Here is a 14,537-nt window from a genome sequence, read left to right on the forward strand (position 1 = left end):
AACGGAGAGTTGAGGAGCGGACGCCAATGGCGAATGTGGAAGTCTCGTTGAAGGAGACCATGACCTCGATCGAGGGCACCCTGGGAGTCGCGCTCGTCGACTACACCAGTGGAATGGCCCTGGGGGCCCTCGGCGGCGGCAAGGATCTCGACCTGGGGGTCGCCGCGGCGGGAAACACCGACGTGATCCGGGCCAAGGTGCGCACCATGGAAATGCTGGGTCTGAAAGACGAGATCGAGGACCTGCTGATCACCCTGGGGAGTCAATACCACCTCATCCGGCTGCTCAGGGGTCGCGGGAACGACGGACTGTTCCTGTACGTCGTACTGAACAAGGCGAACTCGAATCTGGCGATGGCCCGGCACCAGCTGAAGCGCATCGAATCCGCACTCGAGATCTAGGGAGTGTCCGCTCCCTTGGGCCCACGCATGCCCATGAATTGAAGAAGTCTTCAATCCGGCACATCCGAAATTGGTCAAGCAGGGGCGTGCGTGGGCCCATCGGGCGGAATGATGGAGCCGCAAGCAAGGTCCAACCGAAGGCGGGAGCGTGCGTGGGCATGCAGGTACCCCTGTACCAGGCGAAAGCCGAGTTCTTCCGCATGCTCGGACACCCCGTCAGGATCCGTGTCCTGGAGCTCCTGCAGAACGGTCCGAGACCCGTACGCGAGCTGCTCGCCGAGATCGACATCGAGCCGTCCAACCTGTCCCAGCAGCTGGCGGTCCTGCGCCGATCCGGCATCGTCGTCTCCACGCGCGACGGCGGGACCGTCACCTACGCCCTCGCCGGGGGCGACGTGGCCGAGCTGCTGCGCGCGGCCCGCCGCATCCTGACCGAACTCCTGGCGGGGCAGAGCGAACTCCTGGCCGAACTGCGCCAGGTGGACCCGCGGCACTAGGGGGCGTCTTGCCGATCATGCCGGGCTCGCGGCGGTGGGGGACGCGGACGGGCCACGAGGCCGGGGATACCGGCCCGGCGGCCGGTCGGTGGCTAGCCTGGGCGCATGGAATCCACCCCCGCGTCCCACCCCGCCAGCTACACCGTCGTCCTGCGCCCGGGGCTCGCCGAGCCCGGTGATTCCGCCCGGCGGGGGGTGCTCCGCACCGCCCTGGTCGAGGCCACCGGTGAATTCGGGGCCTCCGGCTATCCGCGGTACGCGGGCGAGGGAGTACAGGCCGACATCGACCCCCGCACGCGCACCGTCGAGGCGGTGACGCTCGACGGCGCGGAGCTTCCGTACGGCTGGGTGGCACAGCTCGCCGACGGATAGGACGGCCCGCGTCCGGAGCGGCCCGACCGCCTCGATCAGCCCGCGACCAGGGCGTTGTCAGTGCTCGCACCTATGTTCAGCAGTGTCCCGCCGAACGGCGCGGAACTCGCCTTGCTGCATGGGAGATGGGTGCGTTGTCAGATTGGGAGAGGTCGAGCACGGCCCGGGTGGTGCCACCCGCACGGCCGCGCAAACTCGCCAAGGTCCCCTTCGTCGAGCTTGCCGACGGGCGCCTGCAGGGCGTGGTGTCCAGCGGCTCCGACATCGAGCGGGTCTACGTCTCGTCGGTCGCGGCCGGCACCTACGCCTTCGCCTGCAGCACCAACAACAACCGGCCCTGCGGCGGCGCGCGGGGCTCGTTCTGCAACCACATACGGGCCCTGATCAACGAGGCGGTGCTCCAGTACGGCGCCCCGCGCGTCGCCCGCTACCTGCGGGTCGAGGCCGCCGACGGTGAGCCGACCGCGCCCGGCATCGCAGCCGACATGGTCGCGGCCCGTCCTCCGCAGGGGGACGGCACCGCCGCCGCGCCCGTGTTCAGCCGGTTCCTGCGCCATCTGGCCTACCTGGAACTGGCCCCGACCACCGCGCCGTTGCCCGAGATGCAGTGGTTCCCGCCGACCCGGGCGGAGGCGGCGGGCGCGGGGGAGGGCACCGAATCGCCCGGCGAAGCGCCCGCCGAGGTCGTCGCGGGGCTCGACGAAGCGCTGGCCGCCGTCGACGGCTTCGACGAGGCCCTCGTCTGCGGCCTGCTGCGGCCGCGGTCCGAGCGGGCCGCCGCCCTGACCGCGTTCGCCGGTGCCGTCGCGGGGAGCCCGCTGGCCGCCAGGGTCGCCGAAGCCGCGGAGAAGGCGGTGGCCGGAGCCGCGGGCGAGGACCACTTCGTGGCCCTCGCCGCCGCCCGTACCGCCCTGCTCGGCTCCGTCCACGACGCCCTGACCACCCGCGTCGAGGAGGTGACCGGCCGGCCCCACGGAACGGACGGCGTCGGGCCCTCCGGCGGGGCGCAGGCGCCCAACCTGCTCGTCGCCGCCCGCTCCTGGCTCTGCGACCTCGCCCGCACCGGCTGGCAGGGCATCGACCACGACCTGGTGTCCGCGTCGGCGCCGGTCGTCTCCGCGATGCTTCCCGATCCGGCGCTGCGCCGCCTGGCGACGCTCCTCGACGGGTTCGCGGCCGAACTGGCCGCCTCCTGTCCGGGGGCCACCCTGGACCGTGTCCCCGTACGCCGCTGGGCCGACCTCTGGTCGCGTGCGCTGCTGCTGACGCTGCCCGGCGCCGCCGACGCGGCAGCGGCCGCGACCGGGACGGCCACCGGCCGTCTGCTGCCGCTCGGCGTCGACCTGCACGAGCACGCGACCGCCGTACAGGCCGAGGTCCACGCGGTGTTCGAGCCCGCGGACGGGTCCGCGCCCCGGCTGGTGCGGGCCGCCGTCTCGGCGCCGAAGCCCGACACGGTCGTCGGGGCAGGCCTGTGGCAGCTGCTGCGCCCGCACATGTCGCTCCTGGCGGCGGTCAGCGAAGGCCGCTCGATGGACCTCGCCGACATGCCGGTCACGGCCGGGGGCGACCTGATCTGGAGCGACGCCCACGCCCGCCCGGGCGAGGCGGTCGACCCCTTCACCGCCGCGCGGGTGTCTCTGCCCGCCGCCGGTGCCCCCGCGACCGCGCCGCTGGACCGGCACCCGGCGCGGATCGCCGCGCCCGTCTTCCTGGAGGGCTATGCCACCCGTACGGACGATGAGGGCGCGCTGACGCTGACCGTCGCGGGCGCCGACTTCGCCGTCGACACGGACCGCATCCCCACCGCCGGACCGCTCACCCCGGAAGCCGTCGCCGCGTCGAGCGCGTGCATCGGGCTGCTCCGCTGGGACGCCGGTGCCTTCGCCGTCCAGCCGCTCGCCGTCGAGACCACCGTGCGGAAGAAGGCGGTCGCGGTGCACGCCGGTGCGTGGGCCGGCGGTACGGCGGACAAGGCCGGGGTGAAGGCCGAGAAGGCCGCCACCGACGCCGCGGCGGTGCTGCGGGAACGAGCCGGAAGGCTGCTGCGGAAATGACCGGACAGGAACCGGGAGCCGAGGCGCTCCCCGCCCCCGAGGACAACCGCAGGCAGGTCCTGTACTGGCGGCTCCTCTCCCGCCTCTTCGACCCGGAGGAACAGGCGACGCTGGAGTCGGCGAGCCTGGCCGTGGTCGAGGACATCGGCCTGCCGGCCGCCCTGCTGGACCCGCTGGCCTCCGTCGACTCGATCGTGCAGCGCCACCCGGAGCTGGCCGCCGAGTTCGACGGCCTGATGGCGCCGCCCGAGCCCGAGCCCGAGCCCGTATCCGAATCCGAATCCGAGTCCGGCGCGGACTCCGGTTCGGCGGGCGCCGGTGACGACGGACGCGATCGGGCCGCCGAAGTACGGTGCGCCGCCCTCGTCTCGAAGGTGCTGCTCAACGTCTTCTCCACCGGCTCCGGCACGGTCACCGCCGGGCAGCTGTCGCGCTGGCAGTCCGACGCGGGCTGGCTGGAGCGCTCGCTCGGCTGCAAGCCCGGCGAGCTGCGCGGGGCCCGGGCCGGCGGAATCGGACCGGAACTCGGCTCCATCGAGGCCGACCTGGTCAAGCGGATGCGCCTGCGCGAGGTGCTCGCCGACCCCGGGCTCGCCGCTCGGCTGACCCCGAGCATGTCGCTGATCGAGCAGCTGCTGCGCGACAAGAACAACCTGTCCGGGGTGGCCCTGGCCAACGCCAAGGCCCTGATCCGCCGTTTCGTCGACGAGGTCGCCGAGGTGCTGCGCACGCAGGTGGAGAAGGCCACGGTCGGCGCCCTGGACCGCTCGATCCCGCCCAAGCGGGTGTTCCGCAACCTCGACCTCGACCGGACGATCTGGAAGAACCTCACCAACTGGAGTCCGGAGGAGGAGCGGTTGTACGTGGACCGCCTCTACTACCGGCACACCGCGCGCAAGACGACCCCCCAGCGGCTGATCGTTGTCGTCGACCAGTCGGGTTCGATGGTCGACTCGATGGTCAACTGCACCATCCTGGCCTCGATCTTCGCCGGACTGCCGAAGGTGGACGTCCACCTCATCGCGTACGACACCCAGGCGCTCGACCTCACCCCGTGGGTGCACGACCCGTTCGAGACCCTCCTGCGCACCAACCTCGGCGGCGGCACCGACGGCACCGTCGCGATGGCGCTGGCCCAGCCGAAGATAGCCGAACCGCGCAACACCGTCGTGGTGTGGATCTCGGACTTCTACGAATGGCGGACCGAGCCGCTCTTCGAGAGCATGGCCGCCATCCACCGCTCGGGCGCCAAGTTCATCCCGGTCGGTTCGGTCACCAGCTCCGGCCGCGGGAGCGTCAATCCGTGGTTCCGCGAGCGCTTCAAGGACCTCGGCACGCCGGTGCTCTCCGGCCACATCCGCAAGCTCGTCCACGAACTCAAGACGTTCCTCACCTAGACGTCGAAGACCCACGTGACCTCACGACCTCACGACGTTCGACATCCCGAGAAAGGCCCTGTCATGTCCGACCTGTTGCGCGCCCCCGCCGAGATCAAGTACGCCGAGGAACTGGCCTGGCTGGAGTCCGTCGACGACGGCCCGAAGCCCTTCTCCTGGCGCCTTTCCCCGAAGATGGTCCGCCTGTTCATCCTCGGCTCCGAGCGCTCCGACGGCCTCGACCGGGAGATCTCCCAGAAGTGGTACGGCGACCGCAGCTTCGTCGAGCGTTCCATCGTCACCCTGGCCTCCGACCGCGGCCTCCTGCTGATCGGCGACCCCGGCACCGGCAAGAGCTGGCTGGCCGAGCTGCTCTCCGCCGCGATCTGCCGCAACTCCACCCTGGTGGTGCAGGGCACGGCCGGCACCACCGAGGACCACATCAAGTACTCCTGGAACGTGTCCATGGTGATCGCCAAGGGCCAGTCGCGGGAGTCGATGATCCCCTCGCCGATCATGAACGCGATGGAGACCGGCGCGATCGGCCGCTTCGAGGAGCTCACCCGCTCCACGAGCGACGTCCAGGACGCGCTGATCTCGATCCTGTCGGAGAAGTACATCTCCGTCCCCGAGCTGGACAGCGAGAACATCGTCTTCGCCAAGCCCGGCTTCTCCATCATCGCCACGGCCAACAGCCGCGACCGCGGGGTCAACGACCTGTCCTCCGCCCTCAAGCGCCGCTTCAACTTCGTCCGCATCCCCGTGGTGACGAACAAGAAGAGCGAGGAGGAGATCGTCCGCTTCCGCACCGAGGAGCTGCTGCGCCGGCACCGGATCGAGCTGGACGTGCCGCCGACCCTGCTCGACGTACTGCTCCAGAGCTTCACCGATCTGCGGGCCTCGGCGGCCGCGGCCGGCAGCGACGACGAGAAGCTGGAATCGGCGCTGTCGACCGCCGAGCAGATCGGCGTGCTCGAGGACGCGATCCTGCACTCCAACTTCTTCGGCGAGCGCACCCTGACCGCCCACACGCTGGCCTCCTCGCTCGTCGGATCGCTGGCGCGGCGCGAGCCGGAGGACCTGGCCATCCTCAACAAGTACCTGCACGGGGTCGTCGAGCCGCGGAGCAAGGAAGAGGGCGGCTCCTGGCCGGAGTTCCTGGAGGGCGGCCGCGACGCGATCGCCACCCTGTCATGAGCACGGGACAGGAGAGCCGCGTACCCGGCACCCCCGCGCGGGACGGCGCGACCTTCGACGCGCTGCGCACGCAGCTCCAGGAAGCCGCCACGGCCTTCGCCGACGGACCCGACGCGCTGGAGGGGATCCTCCTCGGCATCGTCGACGACGTAGACCGCGCCGTACGCGAACCGCTGGAGGTCTTCCCCGTCTGCCACCACTCGCCGGCCTCGGCGGTCGCGATGGCCCGGCGCCTGCGGGAGAAGCAGCCGAAGGTGGTCTACCTGGAGCTCTGCGAGGACATGGCGCCGCTCCTGACCGAGCTGCGCAACTGCCGGCTCCCGGTGGCGGTCCAGGCGTTCGCGAGCGAGATCGACGGCTTCCCGGCCGAATGGGCGCCGCTGTCGGTCGTCGCACCGATCACGGAGGCCTCGGCCGAGTACCAGGCCATCGCGTACGCGCTGGACACGCCGGGCGTCGAACTGGTGCTCGTCGACCGCTCCTCGGACCACGTGTTCCAGTGGCAGGCGGACGACGGGGCGCAGTCGCCCGGGGAGCCGGGCGACCCGGACGCGCCGCCGGCCGAGGAGGAGGCCGCGCTGCACGGCGACGCGGTCGGGGTGGAGATCGGCGACCTGCGCCCGCGCTTCGCCGAGCTGGAGGAGCACCTGCTCCACCACGGCCGGGTGCGCCACTGGTCGGAGTGGTGGCACCAGTACGTCGAACTGCCCCTCGGCGACAGCGACCACGACACGTACCGCCAGGTCATGCTGCTGATCGGCAGCCTGTTCCGGCGGCTGGCGCCCGGGGACCCGGCGCGGGTGCGCGTGGACGAGGACCGCGAGCGCCACATGTGGACGAGGATGCGACAGCACCTCGCCGCGTCCGGCACGGATCCCGCGGAGTGCCTGTACGTCTGCGGAGCGTTCCACGCGGCCAGCCGTGTCGCCGAGTTCGGCGTCCACGGCGCCGACACCTTCGAGATCAGCCCGCCCAGCGCCAGTACGTGGCAGTACGGGCTCATCCCGTCCAGCCATGCCGCGATCGAGGCGCAGTTCGGCCTGGCCGCCGGTTCCGTGTCGATCGCGGCCACGCAATGGGCGAAGAACCTCAAGCGGACCCGGATCCAGCCGTTCCGGCTCGCGGGGCAGGCGGGCACGAAGAAGGCGGCGAAGCCGCGGAAGGCGGTGGCGGCCGCCGCGGTACCGGACCCGTCCGATCCGGCCGCCGACATGCTCTCCGGGTTCCTGCAGCGTCCGCCCGTGCTCGACCGCCTCGACGAGGCCGAACTGCTCGGCTGGTCCGTGGAGATCGTGCGCGCCGCGCGCCGGAGCGGCTACCTCGCCTCCACCGCCGACGCCATCGCCGTCTTCGAGACGTCGATCCTGCTGGCCGGCATGCGCGACCGGGCCAGGCCCACACCGTACGACTTCCAGGACGCGGCGATCACCTGCATCGAGAAGGATGCGGTGCCGGGCCGGCGGGACGTGCGCCGCCTCGTCGAGATCATGATGGGCGGCGACCGGATCGGCCAGGTCGGCTACGACGCGCTGCCGCCGCTGGCCCGTGACGTACACGACCGGCTCGCACCGATCGGCCTGGGGCTCCAGCAGCGCGGTGTGCAGCGGGCCTTGCTGGACATGGCCTCCCGCCCCGAGCTGGAGAAGTGCTCCGACGTCCTGTGGATGCTGCGCCACCTGATGCCACCGGGCACGGCGCGGCCGATCATGGGCGAGCGGCGGCTCGGGGAGCGGCCGATCCAGGAGTCGTGGGACCTCGCGCTGGGCACGCACCAGCGGGCGCTGATCGAGCTCGGATACGAGGGCGTCAGCATCGAACAGGTCCTGGAGCAGCGCCTGCGGCGCACCGCGTACGGACCACAGGCGACGACGGCGACGGTCCTCCAGGCGGTGGAGGACGCGACGCTGTACCTGCGCAGCCGCCGCCTCGCCGACGAACTGGGCACGCGTGCCCTGGAGGTCCTGGCGACCGAGCGCAGCGTCGACGGAGCGCCGGAGGTGCTGCGGCGGGTGCGCAGGCTGCTGGGCCACTACCGGACGAGCGAACCGGCGCTGCCCGCGTGGATCGAGTCGTTCGTCAAGACCGGTTACGCGCACTACTGCACCCTGCTGCCGACGGCGTTCACCGACGAGGACGCCACCGTCCGGCAGGTCGGCGCGATGCTGGGCTTCCTGTTCAGCATGGAGGGCCTGGCCCTGTCGCTCGGATGCGACCGGACCCAGCTGGAGCTCGCCTTCGCGCAGTCGCATCCGCAGGAGCCGGCCAAGGCGGCGCTGCTGTGGGCGGCCGAGGTGCACCTCGGGCGGCTCTCCCGTACGGAACTGCGGGCGCGGTGCGACGCACTGCTGGGCAACCCCCTCGTCGTACCCGCCTATCCGCGCTACCTCAGCGGATTCCTGCACGCGCTGGAGCCGGTGCCGCAGCTGGCCGACTTCGTCGTGGAGGCGGTGTCGAACGCGTTCGCGCGGCTGCCGGATCCGGTGCTGCTGCCGTGGCTGCCGACCCTGATCACGACGCTGCGGTCCGGCGGAGCCGAGTCGGTCCCGCTGCTGATCCGCGAGGCCGGGCGGATCTTCCCCGGCCGGCTGGCCGCGCTGGACACCTGGGTGCCGCCGTGGCTGGAGCAGCCGCCGGCGGCGGCCCCGTCGGCGGCCGGCGGGGCCGGAACCGCCGCGCTGCTCACGGCCCACCCCGCGACATGCGACGCCGTCGCCGCCCTGCTGGGCTGCGACGGTGCGTGGAGCGGGCAGGCCCCGGCACCGTCGGGCGCGGCCCTGATCGCGCGCCACCCGGACGCCGCCCGGGCTCTGGAGGCGCTGTTGGCCGCCTGCTGAACCCGGTGGGCGCCACGCGTCGGGAGGTCACCCGCCGGGCGGTCGCGCGGCGCGCGTGCGGGCGGCGGGTGGTGCTGGTGGAATGGCCTCTGCGGCTGTCAGGGGCCGGGGAGGTGTCTTGTCGGAGCATGACGGGAGGTCCACCGGGCCGCCGGGGGAGTACGAGGCGCTGCGCGCGCGGCTGCGGGCGATGGAGGCCGCGGCCGAGCAGATCGGGACGGGGCTCGACGAGAACGCCACCTGCCGGGAACTGGCCGGCTTCCTGTTCCGCAACCTGTGCGACGCCGTCGCGGTGGACCTGCGGGCCGAGGACGGCGCACTGCGCCGGGTCGCGGTGGCCGGGGCCGTCGGGCTGCTGACCGCGCGGACCGACGGGTCGCCGTCCGTACGCGCCATCGACGGCGGACACCCGCTGTCCGAGTGGATGGTGGTCTCCGGCGACACCCGGGTGCACCTCGTTTCGGTTCCGCTGCTGGCCCGGAACCGGGTCCACGGCGCGGTGCTGGCCGTACGGGCCCACGGTGGTTTCAGCGACCACGAGGCGGCGACGGTCCACTTCACGGCCCGGCTGGCCGCGGTGCACCTGGGCCACGCCCGTGAGCTGGCCGCCACCGAGGACACGGCGCTGCACCTGCAACGGGCGCTGGTGTCGGAGCCGGGCCGGCCGCACCCGAATCTGCAGATGGCGAGCCGGTACCTGCCGGTCGGCTCCCGGGCCCTGGTGGGCGGGGACTGGTTCGAGACGGTGCGGCTGCACTTCGGCCGCACGCTGCTGGTCGTCGGGGACGTGATGGGCCACGGGCTCGACGCCGCCGTCGACATGAACGCCTACCGTTCCACGCTGCGCGAGGTGGCGTCGACGGACCTGGCCCCGCACCGCGTACTGCGCCAGCTGGACGCGCTCGTGGCCGAGGACCCGGCCCGGCGCCCCGCCACCTGCCTGCTCGTACGGGTCGACCCGACGCGCGGGGTCGCGGACTTCGCCAGCGCCGGCCATCTGCCGCCGGTGGTCTTCGGCGCGGACAGCAGGGCGGTCCTGGTCGACGTCCCGGTGGGTCCGCCGCTGGGCACCGGGGTGGGCGGCTACGAGGGCGTGACCCGGCGGATCACCGACGAGGAGACCCTGCTGATGTTCACCGACGGGCTGGTGGAGCGGCGCGGCGAGGACATCGACGTCTCGCTGGCCCGGCTGGCCGGGCTGCGGCTGCCGGTGGGGGAGACGGTCGAGGAGATGGTGGACGCGGTGGTGTCGGCCCTGGACGCCCGGCACGCGGAGGACGACGTGGCGGTGCTCGCCGCCCGCATCCGGCCGCGCAGGCCGTAGCATCCCCCCATGCCGCTGGAGTGGGAACAGACGATCGTCGAGGCCAGGGACCCTGCCGCGCTGGGCCGTTGGTGGGCTCAGGCACTGGGGTGGGTGGTCGTCGACGACTCGCCGGACGAGTACGAGATCCGCCCCGAACCGGACCGGACGCCCGGGCTGCTCTTCGTACGGGAGGCGGAGCCGAAGCGCGCGAAGAGCCCCCTGCACCTGGACTTCCGCCCGGACGACCAGGCGGCGGAGGTCGCCCGCCTCCTCGCCCACGGAGCCCGCCCCGCCGACATCGGCCAGGGCGAGGACGTCACCTGGGTCGTCCTGTCCGACCCCGAGGACAACGAGTTCTGCGTCCTCTCCTCCCGCCGCTAGAGGGTCTCTTCGGCCGGTCTCAGGTGACCGCCGAGGCCGGGAGCTCCGGGGTGGGGGACGGGGCGTCGGCGGCCGGGGGGAGGGTGAGCACCATGGTGAGCCCGCCGCCCGGGGTGTCCTCCGCGGTCAGCGTGCCGCCGATGGCCTCGGTGAAGCCGCGGGCCACCGCGAGGCCGAGGCCGACCCCGGCGCCGCGGGGTGCGTCGCCGTGGCGCTGGAAGGGTTCGAAGATCCGGTCCTTGGCCTCGTCCGGCACACCGGGCCCGCGGTCCACCACCCGCAGCTCCACGCGGTCGGGCAAGGAGCTCGCGGAGACGTGGACGGGCTGGCCGTGCGGGCTGTACTTGACGGCGTTCTCGACGATGTTGGCCACGACCCGTTCGAGGAGACCGCGGTCGACGGCGACCATCGGGAGGGTCTCGGGGATGTCGAGCTCGACGCTGCCGTCGGGTACGCCGCCCAGCGCCATCGGGACGACCTCGTCGAGGTCGGTCTCCCGGATCAGGGGTACCACCACACCGGTGTTCAGGCGGGACATGTCGAGGAGGTTGCCGATGAGCGCGGCGAGGCGGTCGGCGCCCTCTTCGATGCCCTCGAGGAGTTCGGCCCTGTCCTCCTCGGACCATTCGACGTCGTCGGAACGGAGCGAGGTGACCGACGCCTTGATGCCGGCCAGCGGGGTGCGCAGGTCGTGGCTGACCGCGGCGAGCAGGGCCGTACGGATCCGGTTGCCCTCGGCGAGCTCCCGGGCCCGGCCCGCTTCGTCGACCAGGCGCTGGCGGTCGAGCACGACGGCCGCCTGCGCGGCGAAGGCGCCGAGCACGCGGCGGTCCTCGGCCGGCAGGACCCGCCCGGACAGGGCCAGCGCCATGTTCTCCCCGATCGGCATGTCCACGTCGGCGTCCTCGGGACGGCTGACGGGATGGCTGCCGACACAGGCGGCCGTGGTCCAGGGCGCCACCTCGTCCGCGCGCTCGAGCAGCGTCACCGACTGCATCGAGAAGGTCTCCCTCAGCCGCTCCAGCAGGGCTTCGAGCGAGTTCTCACCGCGCAGGACGCTTCCGGCCAGGAAGGAGAGGATCTCGGACTCGGCGCGCAGGCGGGCGGCCTGGTGGGTGCGGCGGGCGGCCAGGTCCACGACGGAGGCCACGGACACGGCGACGCCGACGAAGATCGAGATGGCGACGATGTTGCGCGGGTCGGAGATCGTCAGCTGGTAGAGCGGCGGCGTGAAGAAGTAGTTCAGCAACAGGGAGCCGAACGCCGCCGACGCGAGGGCGGGAAGCAGCCCGCCGAGCAGCGCGGCGGCCACGGTGAAGGTGAGGAAGAGCAGCATGTCGTTCGCGAGCCCGAGCTCGGGGACGACTTCGTGCAGCAGCAGCGCCAGCAGCGCCGGACCGACGACGCCGGTCAGCCACCCCCAGATGAGGCGGGAGCGGCCGAGCCGGGCGCCCCGCGCGACCGGCAGGCTGCGTCGCCCCCGGGCCGCGGCGTCGTGGGTGACCATGTGCACGTCGAGGTCGGGGCCCGACTCCACGGCCACGGTGGCGCTCACTCCGCGCCCGAAGACGTACTGCCACGGCCGGCGGCGGCTGACGCCCAGGACGATCTGCGTGGCGTTGACCCCTCGGGCGAACTCGAGCAGGGCGTGCGCCACGTCGTCGCCTATGACGTGGTGGAAGGTCCCGCCGAGATCCTCGACCAAGGTGCGCTGGGCGGCCAGTTCCTTGGGGGAGGCCGAGGACAGGCCGTCGCTGGCCGCGATGTAGACGGCGAGCACCTCACCGCCCGCACCCTTCTCCGCGAGGCGGGCGGCGCGCCGGATCAGCGTGCGCCCCTCCGGCCCGCCGGTGAGGCCCACGACGATGCGCTCGCGGGCCTGCCAGGTGGATCGGATGTCGTGCTCGCCCCGGTACTCCTGGAGGTACTCGTCCACCCGGTCCGCGACCCACAGCAACGCCAATTCGCGCAGCGCGGTGAGGTTTCCGGGCCGGAAGTAGTTCGACAGGGCGGCGTCGACGCGGTCGGGCTTGTAGATGTTGCCGTGCGCCATCCGCCGGCGCAGGGCCTGCGGGGACATGTCGACGAGCTCGATCTGGTCCGCGCGCCGCACCACCTCGTCGGGAACGGTCTCGCGCTGCCGGACACCGGTGATCGCCTCCACCACGTCGCCGAGCGACTCCAGGTGCTGGATGTTGACCGTGGTGACGACGTCGATGCCGGCCCGCAGCAGCTCTTCGACGTCCTGCCAGCGCTTGGCGTTGCGCGAGCCGGGGACGTTGGTGTGCGCGAGCTCGTCCACGAGCGCGACGGCGGGCCTGCGCGCCAGCAGTGCCTCCACGTCCATCTCCGTGAACGTGCTGTCGCGGTACGCGATCTCCCGGCGCGGGGTCGTCTCGAGGCCGTGCAGCATCACCTCGGTGCGCGGCCGGTGGTGGTGCTCGACGAAGCCGACGACGCAGTCGGTCCCGCGCTCGATCCTGCGGTGTGCCTCGGACAGCATGGCGTACGTCTTGCCGACGCCCGGTGCCGAGCCGAGGTAGATCCTGAGCTTTCCGCGTCTCATCTGGTGCCGACTTCTCGTTCCGCTCGATTTCCGCTCGGTGTTCTCTTCGATGCGCCGCCTCCGGCGACCGCACCCGGTGCCCCGTCAGGGTTCGAAGCGGTAGCCCATGCCCGGCTCGGTGATCAGGTACCGGGGGTGGGAGGGGTCCGCTTCCAGCTTGCGCCGTAGCTGGGCCATGTACACGCGCAGGTAGTTGGTGTGCTCGGCGTACGTCGGCCCCCACACCTCCAGCAGCAGCCTGCGCTGGGAGACGAGATGGCCGGGATGGGCGATCAGCAGCTCCAGCAGGTGCCATTCGGTCGGCGTCAGCCGGACCGTGCGCTCGCCGCGCACCACCTTCCGGGCCGCGAGATCGACGGTGAACTCGTCGGTCGTGATCCCGGAGGGGCCGGCGGGGGAACCGGGGTCCTCCTGCCGCCGGGTGGCGGCCCGCAGCCGGGCCAGCAGCTCGTCCATGCTGAACGGCTTCGTCACGTAGTCGTCCGCACCTGCGTCCAGGGCCCGGATCTTCTCCTCCGAGGTGTGGCGCGCGGACAGCACGAGGATCGGCACCCGGCTCCAGCCGCGGACGCTCCTGATCACGTCGACGCCGTCCATGTCCGGCAGGCCGAGGTCCAGGAGGATGACGTCAGGTTTGCGGTCGGCGGCGAGCCGGATGGCGGCGCGGCCGTCACCCGCTTGCGCCACCTCGAACTTGCGCGCCTGAAGGTTGATCTTCAGGGCGCGCACGAGCTGCGGATCGTCCTCCACCACGAGCACCCGGGTCATGGGGCGTACAGCCTTTCTTCGTCGCGGGCGGACGGTGATCCGGTGGGGCGCGGGGCTCCCGCGCCCCACCGGATGCCCGTCCGGGTGAGCGGGACGGCCATCAGCTCTTGGTCAGCGCCTTGAGCGCGGTGTTGAGCTCCAGGACGTTGACGCGGGGTTCGCCCATGAAGCCGAGGGTGCGGCCGGCGGTGTGATCCCGGACGAGCTTCTCGACCTGCCGGAGGTCGAGGTGGTTGCGCTCCGCGACCCGATGGACCTGGATCTCCGCGTACTCCGGGGAGATGTTCGGGTCGAGGCCGGAGCCGGAGGAGGTGACGGCGTCGGCCGGCACCTCGGAGGGCTCGACCTTGTAGGTGGCCGTGGAGTTGTCCGCGATCACGGCGTCCTTGGCGTCGGTGACCAGCTTGATCAGGTCCGGGTTGTCACCGGCCTTGTTGGTGGCGCCGGAGAGGACCAGCGAGTACCGGGTGTTGACGCTGTTGGAACCGAGGCCGTTGGAGGGGCGCGGCTGGAACCACTTCAGGTCAGGCTTCGCCGCCTCTTCCGGGTCATCGGGGTTCTGCTTCGGCAGGTTGTACGTCTGGCCGATGAGGGAGGAGCCGACGACCTGGCCGCTCTTGTCCTCGATCTCGGATCCGTTGGCCTTGTCGTGGAACAGGGCCTGGGCGATCCCGGTCACGGCGAGCGGGTAGACGATGCCGCAGACGACGGTGAGGACCAGCAGGGCCCGCAGGCCCGCCCCGAGCAGCCGCGCCGTGTTGCCTACAGAGTTGTTCATGGGA

The 14,537-nt window shown here is 72.2% G+C and carries 11 protein-coding genes and 2 pseudogenes; 10 read left to right on the plus strand and 3 right to left on the minus strand.

The features are described 5' to 3' along the window. Nucleotides 1-26 precede the first annotated feature (26 nt). The 10 genes and pseudogenes from ACFY1T_RS30470 to ACFY1T_RS30515 all read left to right on the plus strand — a co-directional run bounded on the left by ACFY1T_RS30470 (nucleotide 27) and on the right by ACFY1T_RS30515 (nucleotide 10,421). Entirely contained in the window at nucleotides 27-401 is a 375-nt protein-coding gene (locus ACFY1T_RS30470; protein WP_030861046.1) for a hypothetical protein, read from the plus strand. A 158-nt stretch (nucleotides 402-559) separates the two neighbouring features. Continuing rightward, nucleotides 560-898: a helix-turn-helix transcriptional regulator gene (locus ACFY1T_RS30475; protein ID WP_030861048.1), complete on the plus strand. Its 339-nt coding sequence runs from the start codon at nucleotides 560-562 to the stop codon at nucleotides 896-898. 105 nt (nucleotides 899-1,003) lie between these two features. Beyond that, nucleotides 1,004-1,270: a hypothetical protein gene (locus tag ACFY1T_RS30480; RefSeq protein WP_030861050.1), complete on the plus strand. Its 267-nt coding sequence runs from the start codon at nucleotides 1,004-1,006 to the stop codon at nucleotides 1,268-1,270. 118 nt (nucleotides 1,271-1,388) lie between these two features. Then, nucleotides 1,389-1,905, plus strand: a pseudogene (locus tag ACFY1T_RS30485) (hypothetical protein); the annotation flags it as partial. 23 nt (nucleotides 1,906-1,928) lie between these two features. Next, nucleotides 1,929-3,327 (plus strand): annotated as a pseudogene (locus tag ACFY1T_RS30490) (hypothetical protein). Beyond that, nucleotides 3,324-4,724 carry a VWA domain-containing protein gene (locus ACFY1T_RS30495; RefSeq protein WP_390791017.1) on the plus strand — a complete coding sequence of 467 codons (1,401 nt, stop codon included), beginning with the start codon at nucleotides 3,324-3,326 and terminating at the stop codon, nucleotides 4,722-4,724. Before ACFY1T_RS30490 ends, ACFY1T_RS30495 begins: the two are co-directional and overlap by 4 nt. A 63-nt stretch (nucleotides 4,725-4,787) precedes the next feature. Next, nucleotides 4,788-5,900, plus strand: a complete 1,113-nt coding sequence (locus tag ACFY1T_RS30500) for an AAA family ATPase (protein WP_030861054.1) — start codon at nucleotides 4,788-4,790, stop codon at nucleotides 5,898-5,900. Beyond that, complete coding sequence (locus ACFY1T_RS30505; RefSeq protein ID WP_390791018.1) at nucleotides 5,897-8,734, plus strand: hypothetical protein; 2,838 nt, start codon at nucleotides 5,897-5,899, stop codon at nucleotides 8,732-8,734. Before ACFY1T_RS30500 ends, ACFY1T_RS30505 begins: the two co-directional genes overlap by 4 nt. Before the next feature lie 118 nt (nucleotides 8,735-8,852). Further along, nucleotides 8,853-10,058: a PP2C family protein-serine/threonine phosphatase gene (locus tag ACFY1T_RS30510; protein WP_390791019.1), complete on the plus strand. Its 1,206-nt coding sequence runs from the start codon at nucleotides 8,853-8,855 to the stop codon at nucleotides 10,056-10,058. Nucleotides 10,059-10,067: 9 nt separating this feature from the next. Next, a complete protein-coding gene (locus ACFY1T_RS30515; RefSeq protein ID WP_390791020.1) occupies nucleotides 10,068-10,421 on the plus strand; it encodes a VOC family protein in 354 nt (117 codons plus the stop codon). Nucleotides 10,422-10,440: 19 nt separating this feature from the next. On the opposite strand, the gene ACFY1T_RS30520 is transcribed toward ACFY1T_RS30515, so the two are convergent. The 3 genes from ACFY1T_RS30520 to ACFY1T_RS30530 all read right to left on the minus strand — a co-directional run bounded on the left by ACFY1T_RS30520 (nucleotide 10,441) and on the right by ACFY1T_RS30530 (nucleotide 14,533). Continuing rightward, nucleotides 10,441-12,987 (minus strand): ATP-binding protein, encoded by a 2,547-nt coding sequence (locus ACFY1T_RS30520; RefSeq protein WP_390791021.1) that lies wholly within the window; start codon nucleotides 12,985-12,987, stop codon nucleotides 10,441-10,443. A gap of 84 nt (nucleotides 12,988-13,071) precedes the next feature. Continuing rightward, complete coding sequence (locus ACFY1T_RS30525; RefSeq protein ID WP_390791022.1) at nucleotides 13,072-13,755, minus strand: response regulator; 684 nt, start codon at nucleotides 13,753-13,755, stop codon at nucleotides 13,072-13,074. Nucleotides 13,756-13,855: 100 nt separating this feature from the next. Further along, on the minus strand, nucleotides 13,856-14,533 hold the full coding sequence (locus ACFY1T_RS30530) for a potassium-transporting ATPase subunit C (RefSeq protein WP_390791023.1): 678 nt from the start codon (nucleotides 14,531-14,533) through the stop codon (nucleotides 13,856-13,858). Nucleotides 14,534-14,537 lie beyond the last annotated feature (4 nt).

This window comes from Streptomyces sp. NPDC001194 (genome assembly GCF_042896985.1).
Lineage (GTDB): Bacteria > Actinomycetota > Actinomycetes > Streptomycetales > Streptomycetaceae > Streptomyces.

Bases quoted from the DNA above. Each gene is read 5' to 3' on its own strand.
- ACFY1T_RS30470 (WP_030861046.1), top strand. From the start codon at position 27: ATGGCGAATGTGGAAGTCTCGTTGAAGGAGACCATGACCTCGATCGAG.
- ACFY1T_RS30475 (WP_030861048.1), top strand. From the start codon at position 560: ATGCAGGTACCCCTGTACCAGGCGAAAGCCGAGTTCTTCCGCATGCTC.
- ACFY1T_RS30480 (WP_030861050.1), top strand. From the start codon at position 1,004: ATGGAATCCACCCCCGCGTCCCACCCCGCCAGCTACACCGTCGTCCTG.
- ACFY1T_RS30495 (WP_390791017.1), top strand. From the start codon at position 3,324: ATGACCGGACAGGAACCGGGAGCCGAGGCGCTCCCCGCCCCCGAGGAC.
- ACFY1T_RS30500 (WP_030861054.1), top strand. From the start codon at position 4,788: ATGTCCGACCTGTTGCGCGCCCCCGCCGAGATCAAGTACGCCGAGGAA.
- ACFY1T_RS30505 (WP_390791018.1), top strand. From the start codon at position 5,897: ATGAGCACGGGACAGGAGAGCCGCGTACCCGGCACCCCCGCGCGGGAC.
- ACFY1T_RS30515 (WP_390791020.1), top strand. From the start codon at position 10,068: ATGCCGCTGGAGTGGGAACAGACGATCGTCGAGGCCAGGGACCCTGCC.
- ACFY1T_RS30520 (WP_390791021.1), bottom strand. From the start codon at position 12,987: ATGAGACGCGGAAAGCTCAGGATCTACCTCGGCTCGGCACCGGGCGTC.
- ACFY1T_RS30525 (WP_390791022.1), bottom strand. From the start codon at position 13,755: ATGACCCGGGTGCTCGTGGTGGAGGACGATCCGCAGCTCGTGCGCGCC.
- ACFY1T_RS30530 (WP_390791023.1), bottom strand. From the start codon at position 14,533: ATGAACAACTCTGTAGGCAACACGGCGCGGCTGCTCGGGGCGGGCCTG.